Source organism: Romboutsia sp. (genome assembly GCF_051659545.1).
Classification (GTDB): Bacteria; Bacillota; Clostridia; order Peptostreptococcales; family Peptostreptococcaceae; genus JBOFOR01.
The window spans coordinates 1-16,304 of the sequence record NZ_JBOFOR010000305.1 but is presented as its reverse complement, the minus strand read 5'-3'; the positions used below and the strand labels follow the sequence as shown (position 1 = coordinate 16,304).

16 protein-coding genes and 1 pseudogene are annotated in these 16,304 nt (G+C 27.7%); 4 read left to right on the top strand and 13 right to left on the bottom strand.

Features of this window, described 5'->3' with window-relative positions; genetic code table 11:
* Positions 1 to 138 precede the first annotated feature (138 nt).
* Positions 139 to 759 carry a class I SAM-dependent methyltransferase gene (locus tag ACRC03_RS18360; protein ID WP_438654056.1) on the bottom strand — a complete coding sequence of 207 codons (621 nt, stop codon included), beginning with the start codon at positions 757 to 759 and terminating at the stop codon, positions 139 to 141.
* Between the two features lie 15 nt (positions 760 to 774).
* Positions 775 to 1,227 carry an AraC family transcriptional regulator gene (locus ACRC03_RS18355; RefSeq protein WP_438654055.1) on the bottom strand — a complete coding sequence of 151 codons (453 nt, stop codon included), beginning with the start codon at positions 1,225 to 1,227 and terminating at the stop codon, positions 775 to 777.
* Positions 1,228 to 1,424: 197 nt separating this feature from the next.
* Here ACRC03_RS18355 and ACRC03_RS18350 point away from each other — a divergent pair, with 197 nt between their 5' ends.
* Positions 1,425 to 1,778, top strand: a complete 354-nt coding sequence (locus ACRC03_RS18350; RefSeq protein WP_438654054.1) for a hypothetical protein — start codon at positions 1,425 to 1,427, stop codon at positions 1,776 to 1,778.
* 103 nt (positions 1,779 to 1,881) lie between these two features.
* Here the strand turns inward: ACRC03_RS18350 and ACRC03_RS18345 are convergent, their stop codons facing one another.
* The 3 genes from ACRC03_RS18345 to ACRC03_RS18335 all read right to left on the bottom strand — a co-directional run bounded on the left by ACRC03_RS18345 (position 1,882) and on the right by ACRC03_RS18335 (position 6,008).
* Positions 1,882 to 2,577, bottom strand: a complete 696-nt coding sequence (locus tag ACRC03_RS18345) for an aspartate/glutamate racemase family protein (RefSeq protein ID WP_438654053.1) — start codon at positions 2,575 to 2,577, stop codon at positions 1,882 to 1,884.
* A 355-nt stretch (positions 2,578 to 2,932) separates the two neighbouring features.
* Positions 2,933 to 4,435: a flotillin family protein gene (locus tag ACRC03_RS18340; RefSeq protein ID WP_438654052.1), complete on the bottom strand. Its 1,503-nt coding sequence runs from the start codon at positions 4,433 to 4,435 to the stop codon at positions 2,933 to 2,935.
* 265 nt (positions 4,436 to 4,700) lie between these two features.
* Positions 4,701 to 6,008, bottom strand: coding sequence for a zinc ribbon domain-containing protein (locus ACRC03_RS18335; protein ID WP_438654051.1), 1,308 nt, complete (start codon positions 6,006 to 6,008; stop codon positions 4,701 to 4,703).
* A 1,021-nt stretch (positions 6,009 to 7,029) separates the two neighbouring features.
* Between ACRC03_RS18335 and ACRC03_RS18330 the strand changes: the two genes are divergently transcribed.
* Positions 7,030 to 7,479, top strand: coding sequence for a MarR family winged helix-turn-helix transcriptional regulator (locus tag ACRC03_RS18330; RefSeq protein ID WP_438654050.1), 450 nt, complete (start codon positions 7,030 to 7,032; stop codon positions 7,477 to 7,479).
* Between the two features lie 42 nt (positions 7,480 to 7,521).
* Here the strand turns inward: ACRC03_RS18330 and ACRC03_RS18325 are convergent, their stop codons facing one another.
* Both ACRC03_RS18325 and ACRC03_RS18320 read right to left on the bottom strand, forming a co-directional pair.
* Positions 7,522 to 8,160, bottom strand: a complete 639-nt coding sequence (locus tag ACRC03_RS18325; protein WP_438654049.1) for a nitroreductase family protein — start codon at positions 8,158 to 8,160, stop codon at positions 7,522 to 7,524.
* 30 nt (positions 8,161 to 8,190) lie between these two features.
* Positions 8,191 to 9,909 carry a flavocytochrome c gene (locus ACRC03_RS18320; protein ID WP_438654048.1) on the bottom strand — a complete coding sequence of 573 codons (1,719 nt, stop codon included), beginning with the start codon at positions 9,907 to 9,909 and terminating at the stop codon, positions 8,191 to 8,193.
* Between the two features lie 198 nt (positions 9,910 to 10,107).
* Here ACRC03_RS18320 and ACRC03_RS18315 point away from each other — a divergent pair, with 198 nt between their 5' ends.
* Both ACRC03_RS18315 and ACRC03_RS18310 read left to right on the top strand, forming a co-directional pair.
* Positions 10,108 to 10,593 (top strand): HD domain-containing protein, encoded by a 486-nt coding sequence (locus ACRC03_RS18315; protein ID WP_438654047.1) that lies wholly within the window; start codon positions 10,108 to 10,110, stop codon positions 10,591 to 10,593.
* Positions 10,594 to 10,652: 59 nt separating this feature from the next.
* Complete coding sequence (locus tag ACRC03_RS18310) at positions 10,653 to 11,495, top strand: GNAT family N-acetyltransferase (RefSeq protein WP_438654046.1); 843 nt, start codon at positions 10,653 to 10,655, stop codon at positions 11,493 to 11,495.
* Positions 11,496 to 11,654: 159 nt separating this feature from the next.
* Here the strand turns inward: ACRC03_RS18310 and ACRC03_RS18305 are convergent, their stop codons facing one another.
* The 6 genes and pseudogenes from ACRC03_RS18305 to ACRC03_RS18280 all read right to left on the bottom strand — a co-directional run bounded on the left by ACRC03_RS18305 (position 11,655) and on the right by ACRC03_RS18280 (position 15,992).
* The gene (locus ACRC03_RS18305) at positions 11,655 to 11,822 is read right to left on the bottom strand and encodes a hypothetical protein (RefSeq protein WP_438654045.1); all 168 of its coding nucleotides are present in this window, start codon (positions 11,820 to 11,822) and stop codon (positions 11,655 to 11,657) included.
* A gap of 18 nt (positions 11,823 to 11,840) precedes the next feature.
* On the bottom strand, positions 11,841 to 12,410 hold the full coding sequence (locus ACRC03_RS18300; protein WP_438654044.1) for a class I SAM-dependent methyltransferase: 570 nt from the start codon (positions 12,408 to 12,410) through the stop codon (positions 11,841 to 11,843).
* Between the two features lie 157 nt (positions 12,411 to 12,567).
* Positions 12,568 to 12,846, bottom strand: a pseudogene (locus tag ACRC03_RS18295) (ABC transporter ATP-binding protein); the annotation flags it as partial.
* A 128-nt stretch (positions 12,847 to 12,974) separates the two neighbouring features.
* The gene (locus ACRC03_RS18290; protein ID WP_438654043.1) at positions 12,975 to 13,220 is read right to left on the bottom strand and encodes a hypothetical protein; all 246 of its coding nucleotides are present in this window, start codon (positions 13,218 to 13,220) and stop codon (positions 12,975 to 12,977) included.
* 125 nt (positions 13,221 to 13,345) lie between these two features.
* A complete protein-coding gene (locus ACRC03_RS18285; RefSeq protein WP_438654057.1) occupies positions 13,346 to 14,839 on the bottom strand; it encodes an ABC transporter permease/substrate-binding protein in 1,494 nt (497 codons plus the stop codon).
* Positions 14,840 to 14,855: 16 nt separating this feature from the next.
* Entirely contained in the window at positions 14,856 to 15,992 is a 1,137-nt protein-coding gene (locus ACRC03_RS18280; protein ID WP_438654042.1) for an ABC transporter ATP-binding protein, read from the bottom strand.
* Between the last annotated feature and the right edge of the window lie 312 nt (positions 15,993 to 16,304).

Below are 16,304 nucleotides of genomic sequence, written 5' to 3'. Positions count from 1 at the left end.
AATAACAGATTTTTTTCTAGTATCGCTGTAGTAAAAACAGCAATAAATAAATTTATCGATGAAATAAATAAAGTTCCTACAAATACAATAGATAGACTATGTGTAAGAATGTAGAAACTCTATTAGAATATATATATTTTAATAAATTTCTAAAATCCCCACACAAGAAGATATTTGTGTATACTTTGCCTTTATATTATTTTTATATAATGCTGGTACTACGTTATCTTCAACCATATATATTTCATCTTCATCCCATTTGTTTAAGTTCTCTCTTTTACATTTAAGTAAATTTTCTTCTGTTCTAAATGCTACATCCGCAATTATTATACTTCCATTTTCATTTAATAAGTCTTTTAACTGTGCTATAAATTCTACTTTTTTATCATTACTTAAATGATGAATTGCATAAGAAGATATAATATAATCAAATTTTTCAGATTTTAATTCTAATGGTATACCTAAGTTAAAATCTCTTTGAATAAAAACTCCACTCGGCATCTTTTCCTTTGCTATATCTATCATCTCTTTTGAAAAATCTATTCCAAATATGTTAGCTCCATCTTCGTATAATTTACTAGTTAATAATCCAGTTCCAAAGCCTACATCTAGTATTTTCTTAGATTCTTTGTTTATAACTGAATTATAGACATAATTTAATACCTCATAGTAACCATCGAATGGATATTCATTGGAACTTTTTTCAACACTTTTATCATACTCTTTTGCCCATAAATCAAACCCCTTATTATCTAACATTACATTTCCTCCCCTTTAGTTCATGGCTAATTTTATAGGTACACATATTTCACAATATCCATTATCAATCATATCTTTTGAATATCTTTCCATAGTAGGTTTATTATCAACTGTGTATCCTTTTTCATATAAATCTCTAAATATTTCACCCCAAGCTTTTTGCACATCTTCTGATGTATGATCAATTTTATAAACAGCATAATCTCCACCAGATAACTCTGCTTCCTCTACTAAATTATCAAGCTCGTAATCCTTTGATATTATTATACAAACATCATATCGACAGTTTTGTGAAGGTGTAAACTCTGGATTATCTTGTGCTATAGCATAGATATCACCTTCATTTAATAATTTTTTCTCTGATGCCCATTGTTTAAGCTTTTCCATTAAAGCAAAGTTTTCGAATCCATAAGCTCCCACTCTTCTCATATATGCAACTCTGCACTTTTCTATCTTTTCTATTTTCACGTTTATACCACCTTCCATATTTTTCTTCCTATAATTCAAAGGTAGCATGATTTAAAATATTTTTCACATAAAATTTTAAAATATTTTAAATTTTACAAAATATAGCACTGTTTTAAATTAATCTTTAAAACAGTGCTATAATAAAAATAAGTATGTAATTGTTATATTTTGAGAATATAGAAATCAGGGGGGCTTATATGTTAAATATAAAAAACGATTTTAATATCATACAAAATCACATAAAAAAATCAAAATGGAGTTTATTTATATTTATGTATACGGGTGGTATCATATTTTTGCTTATGACACCTTTTGTTATGCTTCATAAGAAACATTTTATGAAAGTTAAAGAATCTATAAAGATTCTAAACGACTACTCAAAAGAAAATAATTTAGATTTGAAGTTTGAGAATTTTAGTGAACTTGAAAACTCTGCAGTTCTGTACAGTCAATCTCAGTTAAGTTCACTAACAGTAAAACAATATGAACGTAGAATTGAATACTTAGAGAGTTTAAATGATAAGATAGAAACTTTAAAAAAATGTATATAGACATTATATTTAATTTATAGTAAAACAATATAACCTTAAATCGTATAATCTAAACGATTTAAGGTTATATTATTTTATTTAATATGGTAATTTATTTTTATATTTAATCTTCTAGTGCATATCTTACTGCTGCTTTAGAATGAATATCTGTAGTGTCAAAGACAGGTATTGATACTTGACTTTGTTTCACTAATAATGGTATTTCTGTACAGCCTAAAATCACCCCTTGCGCACCTTCTTTTTCTAACTTTTTTATTATAGCAAGATATTTTTTTCTGCTAAAATCACTTATTATTCCTTTTACAAGTTCATTGTAAATTATATTATGAACTATCTCTCTATCTTCTTTAGAAGGAATTATAACTTCTATATTATACTTTTTTTCTAAAATTTCTCTGTAAAAAGTTCCTTCCATGGTAAATTTCGTTCCTAAAAGAGCAACTTTGTCTAATTCCTCTTGAATAATTTCTTCCCCTGTTACATCTGCTATATGCAATACCTTAAGACCCGTTGCTTTTTCTATTTGTGGTGCCATTAAATGCATTGTATTAGTACATATAACTATAAAGTCTGCACCTGCTTTTTTTAAGTTATTACTTTGCAAAATCATTTCTTTTTCTAGTTGTTCCCATTTGCCTTCATGTTGAAGTTTTTCTACTTCTTGAAAATCAAAGGAGTACATTAAACATTTAGCAGAGTGGCTTCCTCCAAGTATATTTTTTACTTCTTCATTTATTATTCTGTAATACTCTAGTGATGATTCCCAACTCATTCCACCAATTAAACCAATAGTCTTCATTTATATTCTCCTCATTGTTATATCTTTTTTATCAATGTTATAATAATATACTTAAAATTATTTGATTTATTCCCCATATCTGTATTAGTGTATTTAACTAAAGAAATGGTTTAGTAGCGAATACTATTTTCTATTATAAAATGTATACGATTATTAGGTATATTTCAATAAATTTATTAAATACATATAGCCTATCTTTTATTTCAATATTAGTAATATCTAAATATAACGTAGTATCTAATTTAAGAGACTTTGTAGTACTCCAACATATAAAGTCCTATATACCACAAAAATAGGAGCATTAGCTCCTATCTAAAATTTTTAAAATATTAATAAACACTGTATTTATTTATACTTATTCACCTTTATTAGATTCCACATTATTATAATCTATAGCGTCATCTAATTCATATTTTGACACATTACTATCTAAAGCACTTGATATTAATGATTTAATATCTAAGCCAATTGAACCTTCTAATCCTTTTATTATCTTATCAGTAGTAGTCATAATGTCCCCCACCATCTTAGCAGCGTTACCTTCACCATACATAGTTATACTATTTACATTTGCAAGGGGCGCTGCTGCATTTTTAACTATCTCAGGTAACTTTTCAACTACCATTTCTATTACTGCAGCCTGTTGCATCTTATTCATAGCATCTGCCTTTTTATCAAGACCTTCTGCTTCAGCTAAAAGTTTCGCCCTTATAGCCTCAGCCTCAGCCTTACCTACTGCACTTATACCTTCTGCCTTCTTTTGCTCTGCTATTAATTCTGCTTCCGCTTTTTCTTTTAATATTTCATATTCTTTTTTAGCTTTATATTGTTCTACATCTGCTTCTTTTTGCTTTTCATATGCCTCTGCATCTGCTTCTTGCATTCTTTTATATTTATCTGCTTCAGCTTGTTTTTTGATTTCAGCTTCAAGCACTCTTTCTTTTACTAATGCTTCTTTTTCCCTTATAGCTATTGTTTTTTCTTGCTTTTCTATATCTGCATCTGCTTTAGTAGTTTCTAGTCTTTTTCTTTGTATTTCTTCCGTTATTTTATATACTGCATCTGCTTCTGCTTTTTTCTCATCTTCTTTTATTTTTAATTCTGATTGCTTTAGTGCTAGTTCATTATTTTTTATAGCTATATCTTGCTCTGCAGTTACTCTAGCATCATTGGCTTCTTTATCAGCCTTTGATTTAGCTTGTGCTATTTCTTTTTCAGAATTTGCTCTAGCTATTTCTGCATTTTTTTGTATAGTTACTATGTTATCTATACCTAAGTTGTCTATTACTTTATTGTCATCTATGAAGTTTTGAACATTAAAGCTTATTAGTTCTAGTCCCATGGCATTTAAGTCTGGCTCTGCATTTTCTTTTACTGCTTCAGCGAATTTTTTTCTATCCTTTACCATATCTTCTAATCTCATTGTGCCTACTATTTCTCTAACATTTCCTTCTAACACTTCTCTTGCTACACTAGCTATGTAGTTAGTATCCTTGCCTAAAAAATTTTGCGCGGATAATTTTATTAACTCTTCACTACTACCTACTTTTACGTTAACATTAGAATCTACTTTTACATTTATATAGTCTGCTGTAGGTACTGTGCTAGCAGTTTTAACGTCTATTTGTATTAATTGTAATGTCAGTTCGTCTTTTCTTTCTAGAAATGGTGCTTTTATTGTCGCTCTTCCTATTACAACTTTAGGCTGTTTTCTAAAGCCTGATATTATAAAGGCTTTATCAGTTGGTGCTTTAACATAGCCACTAAATAATAAGATTAATACTACTATACATACTATTACTGGTATTAAGATAGAGCTTTGTAGAAACATCATATAACTCACTGGTTCTAAAAACATATACAAGTGTACTCATATTGAGTAATTTAATATAAATCTCTTAGATAATTCGCACTTTTTCTATCTTTTGATAGTTTTAAGTCTTGGATGTACCAGTTAAGTGCTTTTATACACTTTATCCTACAACCGTATTTTAAGTTTCACTTAATAGAATGAAATTTTAAAGCTTTATATATCGTATTTAACCCTCGTATTCTACGATAAAATACATGCTTCATATTAATGAGGTACACATATTTGTGATTAAATAAATGTATATTTAAATTTAATTATTTATACTTAATCTATTTTCTAAAATACTTTTTACTTTTATAAACTTTGTATATAAACTAATTTCTTCATCATATTTTCTATTTAATATATTTTTACTTGCATTTATATCAGAGTGTAATTTACCACAATTGCTACATTCAAATACATCATTATCTCTTTTACCAAAACGTCCACATATATTGCATACTTTGCTTGTATAAGCTGGATTTATATAAGTATAATTTATATTGTTATAATCACATTTATACTCAATTCTTTCTTTTATATATCCCTTTATCCATCTTGATAGCTTACGTTTTATACTTTTAGGATAAATATTATTCCAATTAACAAAATCTAAGTTTTCCATTACTATTTCCTTTGGTTTCTCTTCTTTTATTAATTGATTTAGTGAGTAATTTATATATGATTTAACAGTTTTGTCATGCTTTAATTTATTTTTGATGTATTTTGTTTTTCCTAAATTATTTTCTAATATATTGTTAGCTTTATTTATATTGCCTAATTCTAAATTCTTTTTATATAGAGCATAAAATCTATTTCGAGTGCTATTAATTTTATTTAATCGCTCAGTCTCTTTATTTAGATAGTGATTTAGGTTTTCTCCATAAAGCTTTCCACTTGATACTGCAAATAAATATTTATATCCTTTATCAATTCCAATAGTATTTACAAAATCCTTATGTTTTTTAGTTTCAACTTTTAAAGGACAATGAATTTCTAGTTTATCATCTATAATTTTAACTTTGAGAGTATTATTTCTTATATTTCTATCAGTTAATTTTATAGGTAGCCTTTTTCCTTTCTTCGCACAAGTTATATTTATATATCCTTCTTTGTATGAATATAATCCTGTATCTATTGAAAAAGTTGTATTTTTATTAGAATAAGGAATCTTATTTTTATATTTTCTTGTATATCTTCTAATTAAATTATTTAGGTATTGATAATTTAATTCCTTATCTTTAAATACTTTCGGAATTTCTATTTCTTTTCTTGTTAATATACTATGATAAAGTTCATTTGATTTTAAAATATAGTTTATATAGTGTTTATCATCATTTTTCAAGTTATCATTTTCTTTAACTTGAGCTTTAATTCTTAATTTTATATTGCTCCAACCAGACTTTATATTCGATATAGCTTCGCTTAAACCTAACTTCCAATACCTAGCCGGTAATTTCCATTGCTCATAAAATTTAGTCATTACATATTCATCTCTAATTTTTCGGTCTTTTCCTAATAGTAGGATACTGTTTATTCCACTGTATCTTGAATATATATAGTTTTTAACTTTCATATATTTACTTCCTATATACAGTAATTCATTTAGAGTCTCTTTATCTAATATATATGAATATTGTTTAATATTCTTGATCACAGTATCCACTATTATCACCGTCCTTTAGTTTGTTATATCGACCATATGTTTGTAATAATAGTTTTTGTAATATAAAATTAATTATTCGTATTTTAAAATATGTTTTAATATAAAACCTTAAAATTTCATTCTACCAATACGTTACTTAAATACAGTTATTATCTGAAATATTACTAGCACATTTTTTAATAATTACCTTTTAATTTAAATATTTTATTTGTATATATTTTTAGAGTGTTCAATTAGGTTCATTACTCCTAACCAGTTCTCCTATGAACTTCTTATGCTTTCACATAAGCACAGACTATATCACCATCCAAATACTTGGATGCTCCCCATTTCCACTAACTTTAGTGTACGAGATTTCTCTCTAGTCGTTGAACGTTTCCCTATTTAGGACTTCGCTGCTGATTATCCATTTTTAAAGCACTTAGGATTTAACCTTATGCCATCTAACTAATTTTTTCTACTTTCGTAACCTTTAAGCGACCGCGTAGGCGATAACTTTCACACCTAGGCTTATTTCATCCTTATGTTGTGGTTTAGTTAGCTTTAGGAACTTCCAGCAATTAAAGGAGTTTTGGATAGATTCTATCTATCACTCTACACTCTTTCCGAATGTAGGGAGCCTTATTATTCAAAAATATATTTGTATACGTTAGTGTATGTTTGCGTATATTTTTGACAACTATTTAGTTGCTCCTTTTTATTTCATAGACTTAAAATCATCTATTTACTTAAAGTCTATGTATAAATAGAAGTGTAAATAACATAAATCATACTTTCAGTCTCTTTTAGTTTCCCGTAGTAATGTTTAAAGTTCTATATTATTTATTAAATTTTTCCGTTAGCTAATTTTAACTTAAATATATATTTTTCTTAAAATATGTTATTATATATAAATAAAATATTTTAACTTCACTAATCTTGGAGGTTTAACATGAATGATAAATATATTATTTATTTTATTAGTAGAACTAAAGCTAATATGATAAAGTTTATTGAAAATAAATTAAAAGAAAATGACTTGAACGACCTTATACCAACCCATGGTAATATATTAACTGCACTTTATGAAAGTGATAGAAAACTTACTATGAAAGAAATAGCTAAAAAAATTGGTAAAGATAAATCTACAGTAACTTCATTAGTAAATAAACTTATAAATTTAGGTTATCTAGAAAAAGAGCAATCTACTCTAGATAGGCGAGTTACTTATATAAGTTTAACTCAAAAATCTAGAGCTATTGAAGATAAATTTAACTTTATATCATCTCAAGTCAAAGAAACCGCTTATAAAAACTTTACAGATGAAGAAAAAGAAGAGTTTTTAAGATTGCTTAGAAAACTTAGTTCTAATTTTAAAATTGAAAATGAAAAATACAAATAAAGAAGAACCTCAAGTCATTGGAGGTTCTTCTTTATTTTGTATTTAGTCTATAAATGTTACTACATCCTCAAGAGGCTTACGAGGTGGCTTTGGAGATGTCTGTTCTTCAGCTACACCTAAAGATATCATCGACATTAACTCAAACCCTGGTTTATCAAACCCTATCAGTTCTTCTATCTGAGTCTTAGCATGTGTTGGACCTGTCATATAGCAAGTTGCATATCCCATTTGTGTTGCTGCTAATAAGAAGTTTTCAACTGCTGCACCAATTCCTTGTGCTGCTGATTGAGGAGAAACTAACATATCTAGAACTTCCTTAGGTGCATCATTGTCTTTTAATATTTTATATTCTATCATTTTGTATTCTGAACCATACACCATTACTACTACAGGTGCATTTCTAAAACATGTGTAATATTTTATTACACTCATGTGTATTTTTTTATCTTTTTCATTTTTTGCCATATCAGCTAACTTCTCATGACTTTCAGTTACTATATCAGCCATTTTATTTATTACATCACGATTAGTAAGTACTACAAAGTTCCAGTTTTGTTGGTGTTTTGGAGAAGGAGCTTGTGTTGCTGCTTCTATCATTTTTAATATATCTTCCTTTGGTACTGTTTCCTCTGTATATTTTCTTACACTCTTACGTGCATATATTGCTTCTAAAACGTTCATTTTCCGTCTCCTTTAGTTTATAAGTCTGAATTATTTGTTATCTACTATACTTTTTCCACATCTTTTTCCAAATACCAATATTTCTGTTATAGCATTTCCACCTAGCCTGTTAGTTCCATGAGTTCCTCCAACTATTTCACCAGCTGCATATAACCCTTTTATAATACTTTCATCATTTCTTAGTACTTGGTTTTTATCATTTATTTTAACACCACCCATTGTATGATGAACTGCTGGTGCTACTATTTGCACATAATATGGTCCTTCTTTTATCAATATTAGTTGCCCTCTTCTATTAAAATCTTCATCTTTATTATTATTTACATATGAATTATATTTATTTAGTGTTTCTTTTAAATTAGAATAATTTATATCAAAGAAATCACAAGCCTCTTCTATAGTTTCAAACTTTTTAAATAAATTATCTTTTTCTAGTCGCTTAACTTCACCACTATTTGTAGATACACCCTCATTTATAGATTCCACTTCTTTTGACCATATTAAGTATGCTCTATTTGAAGTTTGATTTAGTATACCTTCAGATACAACATCCCTTCTTTCTAATTCTTCAACAAATCTATTACCTTCTTTATTTACAAGTATTGCACCGTCAAATCTAGCTCCACCTACATGAGATAGCTCTCCTGTTATTGGGTTACTTATTGGGAATGTTTGAATATAATTCATATCTACAAACTTAGCATCTACTTTCTCACACATCTCATGACCTTGTCCTGTTACTCCACTAACATTAGTAGTTTTATATCTTTCATCTAAACTTGGGTCATATTTTTTTCTCATTTCAATATTTCCACTAAATCCACCTGTTGCTAATATAACACCATATTTTGTCTTAAATACTACTTCTCTATTATCAAATATACTACTAACTCCAGTAATTCTATCATCTTCACAAATTAAGTTTTTACACTCAACACCTGTTATTATATCTACACCCAACTCTTGAGCTTTTTCCCTTAACTTTTGTATAAGTTCTATAGCATATTTTCCCTTGAATACAGATGCTCTCGGTACTTTATGTCCACCAAAGTGTATAAGTTTATCTTCTTTAAATTCTACATTTACAAACTCTTTTAACCATCTATATGTTGGTAATGCATTTTCTACTAATATATCAACTTGGTCTACATTACATTTATTATCTCCACCTACTAATATATCTTCACGATAACTTTCTTTTGAATCAATTATGCTCTTTTGTTTTTGCTCATCATTTTGTGGAATATTTACTCCACCCATTGATACTAGTGTATTTCCACCTATATTATTCATTTTTTCTAGTAATACAACATTCGCTCCATTTGCTCTTGCTTCAATGGCTGCACTAAGTCCTGCACCACCTCCGCCTACAACTACAACATCACACTCTTGTATATCTTTTAATCTTCTAGTTTTTCCACTAGTTATTTTTTCTAGTAGTTCTGCATCTAGTATTAATGCCTCTAGTTCTGTTTTATCAGCTCCTGCTTTAATTAATGCATCTTTAACGACTTCTCTTATTCCTCTACTTGTCATAGAACATCCTGATACATTTGGAACTAATATGGTGTTTTTTTCTATTATATGTTTTATAACATGTTCAAATGCTGGATCAGATATTACTTTTGTTTCGTTATGCTCTATAACATCTATATCTTTTATTTTAGAATCTAATATTATAACATTAAGCTTTATATCGCCTGCATATCCTCTTCCAATTCCTATATAACTTCCGTCTATATAATTCATTTTTCCTCCTGCAATACAATGTGAAATTAGTTTTACGTCAAACTAATTCTACATCTTATTTAGTTTTATGTCAAACTTTTTATTCCTATTGCCATATTTAGACACTTTATCACAATTTGTTGTGGGATTGAGGAAAACAAAGTTCCCATCTTGCTAAAAATTGTATTATAATTTATTAATATATGGAGGTATTATAACATGGATAGATTTTATTTAATTAGAGACATAGTAGATAATTGCATAGAAGATATTACCGTTGATGAAATTAAGGATCTAGCACAAATTAAAAAGAGTGAATACACACATTCTTATGGAGTAGCATCAATCGCTCAGATATTAGCAAATATTCGAGGACTTAATATTGAAATAGCAAGTATAATTGGATGTTTACATGATATAGGAAGGATAAAGTACAATATTTTAGAAGATAGTCATGGACAAGTTGGCGCAAAAGAAGCTCAAAAAATTTTATCTGACACAAGGCTATTTACTATTAATGAAATAAATACAATCTGTAGTGCCATTGAAGAACATACTAACAAGTCCACAATCGGTACTGATTATGAAGAGCTTATAAAAGATGCCGATGTCATGGATAAATATTTATGTGGACAAAGAAAAATTGATAATTATTATAGAAAAAAAAGAATTGAAAATGTTAAAAAAGAGCTTAATTTAAAATAGGGATTTTAAAAGCCAGTATAAGTCAGTCAAAATATAAATATACGAAAAGGAGTCAAAATATGAATTATAAAGTACTTACACATGATGATTATGATGACATAGTAGATATATCAAAGAAAATTTGGGATGGTAGCGATTATTTACCTAGTATTTTTCATAAATGGGTAGATGACAAAGAGGGCTGTTTCTTAGGTATTGTACATGATGAAAAAATAGTTGCAGTTGGTAAATATACTATCCTTAAAGATAAGCAAGGGTGGCTTGAAGGTCTTAGAGTACATGTAGATTATAGAGGACAAAAGTTTGCACATAGCATTAGCGACAGGCTTTTTGATATAGCTTGCCAAGATTTAAAAAAAGGAAAAATAACCAATATTGCTATGTGTACACATAAAGAATCTACCGCTAGTATAAATATGATGGAAGCTAAAAATTTCAAATTAGAACAAAGTTGTTTAGTTGCTTTTAAAGAACTTAGTAAGTTAGATAAAAATATAGATAGTGATGATTATAATGTGGAAAAATGGAACATATCTTATAATGAATTTAAAGATTTAGATTATTTTAGATATTCTAATAATAAAATTATCTATGGATATACTTACTATAATTTATGCAAAGAAACTTATGATGAATTAGTAAAAGATAATGCCTTAATAAAAATCAATGGACATAGATGTATAGTAAAAATGAAACCCTATCCTTGTATAATAAGTATTGATAACACCTTTGATTCAATCAATGATTGTGTAAATTATTTCCTAAGTAAAGATAGACCTAATGAATCTGAAGTTTATATAGCTTATCCTTATAAAGAATTAGTAAATAATTTAAGAAACCATAACTATCAATCTTTAATTAACTTTGAGAAAGATTGCTTATACTATGTATATAGAGAATAAATTTGAATTAGCACGAGCTTTACAAGCCCGTCAAATTTCATCCACCTCAGGTTTTGAGGGAAATTTATTTCCCTCTTACTAAAAGGTTCACGTATATATAGTTTATATAAAAGCTACTGGGTTATTAATTTATTTTTGTCATTTATTTACACCATCAAATTAATGATGTAACACAAAATATATTCCACATACCATATATATAATAAACACAACCATTCTAATTCTTTTTATTACTTTACATTTATCTTGATATGCCTCATTTTCTTCTAACTTAATTTTCTTTTCTAATCTAGTATATAATATATCTAGTATTCCAATTATAGTCATACATACAAAACATACGGTTTAAAAAATTAAATTTCTTCCGTTTCGTTCCTCAATATTCTGGTATTCTTCAATATTATATTTAGCTTCATTGATAAAAATAGTATAATTTTTATAGTATTTATCATTATTTTTCTCGCTTATATTATATGTGTACTCTTCTAATTTTAGTTTTAAATCTTTCTTAACTTCAACTGCTACCGTTGTCTTTTCTTTTGGCTTTAAATGGTATATTGGACCTAAACAAAGTACTGTATCAAAACTTTCATCTTCATATTGTTTTAAATCTAAAGCATTTCCTTGCACTATTTCTAATTCTAAGTCTGTAGTTTTTAATTTATTCTTCATTATTTCTATATGTTTTTGAGATATTTCTAAAGCTGTAACCTTACAACCTTTTTGTGAATAATAAAATGAATATCTTCCTGTGGCTGCTCCTACCTCTAGGACTTTTTGATTATTTGATAAGTATTTATTAAGATAAGTTGTACTTGTGATAAATTCTATGCTGTGGGATTTGTCTTTGATTAGTCTATTGTCTTCATCATAATTTTCATAGTGTTTTTCAATTTTTAATTTTAAATCTTCCATTATACCACCCCTGATAATTTATATATTATAAGGATAGCACAATTTATTTTTACTTGTTAAATTTTTCTTATTTAAATATTCGGTAAAAAAGTAGGAGCATATCAATACGATATGCTTCTACCTCTTAATTCATAATATATTAAAATTGTGACCTAGTTTATAGTACTGCACCATCTTGAATTTTTATACACTTATCTGATAATTTTGCTATATCATCATTATGTGTAATCATGATTAAAGTTTGTCCAAACTCTTCTACACAACTTTTCAAAAGTTTTATAACCTCATCTGTAGTCTTACTATCTAAATTTCCTGTGGGTTCATCTGCAAATATTATTTCTGGTTTATTTGCTAATGCCCTAGCTATTGCCACTCGTTGTTGTTGACCACCAGTTAATTCATTTGGAAACTTGTTGATTTTATCCCTAAGTCCTAATATACTTGAGTATGTAGAAGATGACACTGATTAAAAAGTAAAACAATATAAATAAGAGATAGCAACTGCTATCTCTTATTTATATTAGGTATTTTTTCTATAAAATATATTTTCCAACGTTTAGAATATTAAAATTTAAAATCTACTAAAAATACTGCTATTATTGCTATTGCTCTAAATACTTGAAATGCATTTCTTGAAAATTCAGATTGATTTCCTAACTTATCCTCTAAAATAATTGTGCCAAAGAATGAAGTAAGTAAAACACCTCTAATTATTAATCCTAGATTACGATTAAAAAAAATCACAAAAATAGTAATTGCAAATGTTAAAATAAACAATGCGTATTGTGCTATTTTCCAAGCTTTTTTCATGTATTCTCAATCCCCTTTATATGATATTATAAATATTTACTTGCCTATATTATATAATAATGGTTCTTTTAATTCTAGGATTAGCTGGTCTATTTATATGATTCTAATACCTATTATTCAAATTCTTAAGAATTAATAAGCTTTTGTTCTATTAAAAATTTATTTGCAACCTCTTCTGGTGACTTACCTAATTCATCTACTTTATAATTAAGGTCTATCATAGTTTTTTCATCTATTTTACCATCTAACATATTAAACACCTCTACTAATTCTGGATATTCTTTTAAAGTTTTTCCATTTACTAAAGGAGATGCATGATAAGGAACAAAGAAGTTTTTATCATCTTCTAAAACCTTTAAATTAAACTTTTTAATAAGTCCATCTGTTGAAAAGGCATCTATAATTTGAGAATTTCCACTTGTTAAGGCATTGTATCTAATAGCTCCATCCATTGCCTTTATATTTTTGAAATCCATCTCGTACTCATCACTCAAAGCTGATAATCCATCTACTCTATTTTCAAACTCTAAAGTAGGAGATATTACAAGATTATTAATATTATTTTTAAGGTCCGATATAGTATTTATATTGTATTTCTCTGCTACATCAGGCATCATAGCTAAGGTATAAGTATTACTAAAACCTATAGAATCTAACAACTCTAAATCATATCTATCTTTCATTTCCTTCTTTACATAATCATGAGCTTTTTCACCATCTTTTATAGGCTCTTCCTTTAATATGTTTATTAGCATGGTTCCTGTATAATCAACGTACATATCTAACTCATTTTCTTTTAAAGCATTAAAGGCTACTATAGAACCACCTAAGTTTAATTTTCTTTCAACTTTTAAATCTGTATGTTCTTCTACTAAGTCTGCATACATATTTCCTAATATTAATTGCTCTGTAAAGTTTTTACTACCTATTACAATTGTATCTTTTTTATTAGAAAACATTGATATTCCTGATATTAATGCTACTATTACCACAATTGATACTATTACTTTAAGAGAGGTATAATTCTTTTTAGAGTCTTTAGGATTTAATCCTTTTGGTGTAACTGCAACTTCTATTTTACTAAATATAAAGTCTACTATTAAGGCAAGTATACACGAAGGTATTGCACCTTGTAATATCATAGCAGTGTTTACAGTCTGTACTCCTGAGAAAACTAAATATCCTAATCCTCCAGCACCAATAAATGCGGCTAAAGTCATAAGTCCTACTGCTGTTACTGATGATATTCTAATTCCTGCCATAATTATAGGTAGGGCTAGTGGAAGTTGTATTTTAAACAAGGTTTGGTTTCTAGTAAGACCAATTCCATTTGCTGATTCTAATATTACTGGGTCAATACTTGATAGACCTATATAGGTATTTTTTACTATTGGAAGTAAAGAGTATATTACAACTGCGAATATGGCAGGTTTGCTTCCTATTCCTAATATTGGAACAAGTAATCCAAGTAACGCCATTGACGGTACAGCTTGTACTATATTTACAAAGCCTAGTACACCTTTTGCTATTGGTTTTACTCTAGAAATAATTATACCTAGTGGTATCCCAATTAGTATTGATACTAAAATAGCTGTAACTGTAAGACTGATATGTTGCATTGATAATTGTATAATTTTATCCAAGTATATTTACCTCACCTTCTATGAATTGTCCACTTAAAACTGAAAGTAAACTACTTCTTGTAATTAATCCTGCTAGTTTCTCATCTTGTGAAACTACAGGTATATATCCTACCGAATGTTCATTCATAACATTTAATATATCTACTAAGTTATCTTCTTCATTTACTAATAATACCTCTGTGGTCATTATATTTTCTAAGGGCTCACTTTTATTGACATTTAATTTAATATCTTTTGAAGTAACTATTCCTTTTAATTTACCATCTTTATCTACTACTAATAAGCTATCTACCTTACTAGTTCTCATTATCTCGATTCCTTGAATTATTGTTCTTGATGGTTTGACACATATTGGCTCTTTTATCATAATATCTTTTGCTTTTATATATTCTGGATTATTCCAAACTCTATCTATTCCTATGAAGTCTTTGACAAAATCATTTGCGGGATTTCTTAAGATGTTTTCTGGAGTATCATATTGAGCTATTTTTCCATTGTTCATAATACATATCTTGTCAGCTATTTTTAAAGCTTCATCCATATCATGGGTTACAAATACTATTGTTTTCTTTAGCTCGTATTGAAGTGTATATAATTGTTCTTGAAGTGATGTTCTAGTAATTGGATCTAGTGCACTAAAAGGCTCATCCATTAATATTATATCTGCATCAGTTGCTAGTGCTCTTGCCACACCAACTCGTTGCTGTTGACCTCCACTAAGTTCTGAGGGGTATTTATTTATATAATGGTCATGTTCTAAATCCACCATTTTTAAAAGTTCGACTGTATTTCCTTCTATTTCTTCTATTGTTTTTTCTTTTTTAAGTCTTGGTATTAATTCGATATTTTCTTTGATTGTTAGATGTGGAAAAAGACCTGTATTTTGAATTACATATCCTATTTTTCTTCTAAGTTCAATGGTATTCTCTTTAGATATGGGCTTATCATCTATATATATTTCACCTGAGGTAGGTTTTATTAGCTTATTTATAAGCTTAAGGGTCGTGGTCTTTCCACATCCACTTGGTCCTACTAAAACTACTAATGTACCTTCTTCGATTGTCATTGTAATATCATCGAGTATTGTTTTATTTGATGCTTTTTTAGTTATATTTTTAATTTCTATCATTATATATTTCACAACCTTTCACTGTTGTTATGCTTTAATTATTTTATATTGGAATTATTCATAAAACTTATTATATCACACTTAACGTAATTTTAACAATTTATATTTCATATTATGTAAACTAATAACCTTTAAAATACTGTAACCTCAACTCTCTATACCATTATAAAATTATTTTCATTACTTCCTTTTTTTAAGCAAAAAGTAACAATTTAATTCACAAATACATAATATTTATTAAATAGGTGTAAATATAAATACCTATAAATTCCAAAGGGGGCATAAATATGTCAAATAATATATCATTAGAAC

What these genes read in the sequence shown, in the direction of transcription:
- ACRC03_RS18325 (WP_438654049.1), bottom strand. Translation starts at nt 8,160, where the DNA reads ATGAACGTTTTAGAAGCAATATATGCACGTAAGAGTGTAAGAAAATAT.
- ACRC03_RS18300 (WP_438654044.1), bottom strand. Translation starts at nt 12,410, where the DNA reads ATGGAAGATTTAAAATTAAAAATTGAAAAACACTATGAAAATTATGAT.
- ACRC03_RS18290 (WP_438654043.1), bottom strand. Translation starts at nt 13,220, where the DNA reads ATGAAAAAAGCTTGGAAAATAGCACAATACGCATTGTTTATTTTAACA.
- ACRC03_RS18310 (WP_438654046.1), top strand. Translation starts at nt 10,653, where the DNA reads ATGAATTATAAAGTACTTACACATGATGATTATGATGACATAGTAGAT.
- ACRC03_RS18315 (WP_438654047.1), top strand. Translation starts at nt 10,108, where the DNA reads ATGGATAGATTTTATTTAATTAGAGACATAGTAGATAATTGCATAGAA.
- ACRC03_RS18335 (WP_438654051.1), bottom strand. Translation starts at nt 6,008, where the DNA reads ATGAAAGTTAAAAACTATATATATTCAAGATACAGTGGAATAAACAGT.
- ACRC03_RS18330 (WP_438654050.1), top strand. Translation starts at nt 7,030, where the DNA reads ATGAATGATAAATATATTATTTATTTTATTAGTAGAACTAAAGCTAAT.
- ACRC03_RS18320 (WP_438654048.1), bottom strand. Translation starts at nt 9,909, where the DNA reads ATGAATTATATAGACGGAAGTTATATAGGAATTGGAAGAGGATATGCA.
- ACRC03_RS18340 (WP_438654052.1), bottom strand. Translation starts at nt 4,435, where the DNA reads ATGTTTTTAGAACCAGTGAGTTATATGATGTTTCTACAAAGCTCTATC.
- ACRC03_RS18350 (WP_438654054.1), top strand. Translation starts at nt 1,425, where the DNA reads ATGTTAAATATAAAAAACGATTTTAATATCATACAAAATCACATAAAA.
- ACRC03_RS18280 (WP_438654042.1), bottom strand. Translation starts at nt 15,992, where the DNA reads ATGATAGAAATTAAAAATATAACTAAAAAAGCATCAAATAAAACAATA.
- ACRC03_RS18345 (WP_438654053.1), bottom strand. Translation starts at nt 2,577, where the DNA reads ATGAAGACTATTGGTTTAATTGGTGGAATGAGTTGGGAATCATCACTA.
- ACRC03_RS18360 (WP_438654056.1), bottom strand. Translation starts at nt 759, where the DNA reads ATGTTAGATAATAAGGGGTTTGATTTATGGGCAAAAGAGTATGATAAA.
- ACRC03_RS18285 (WP_438654057.1), bottom strand. Translation starts at nt 14,839, where the DNA reads ATGCAACATATCAGTCTTACAGTTACAGCTATTTTAGTATCAATACTA.
- ACRC03_RS18305 (WP_438654045.1), bottom strand. Translation starts at nt 11,822, where the DNA reads ATGACTATAATTGGAATACTAGATATATTATATACTAGATTAGAAAAG.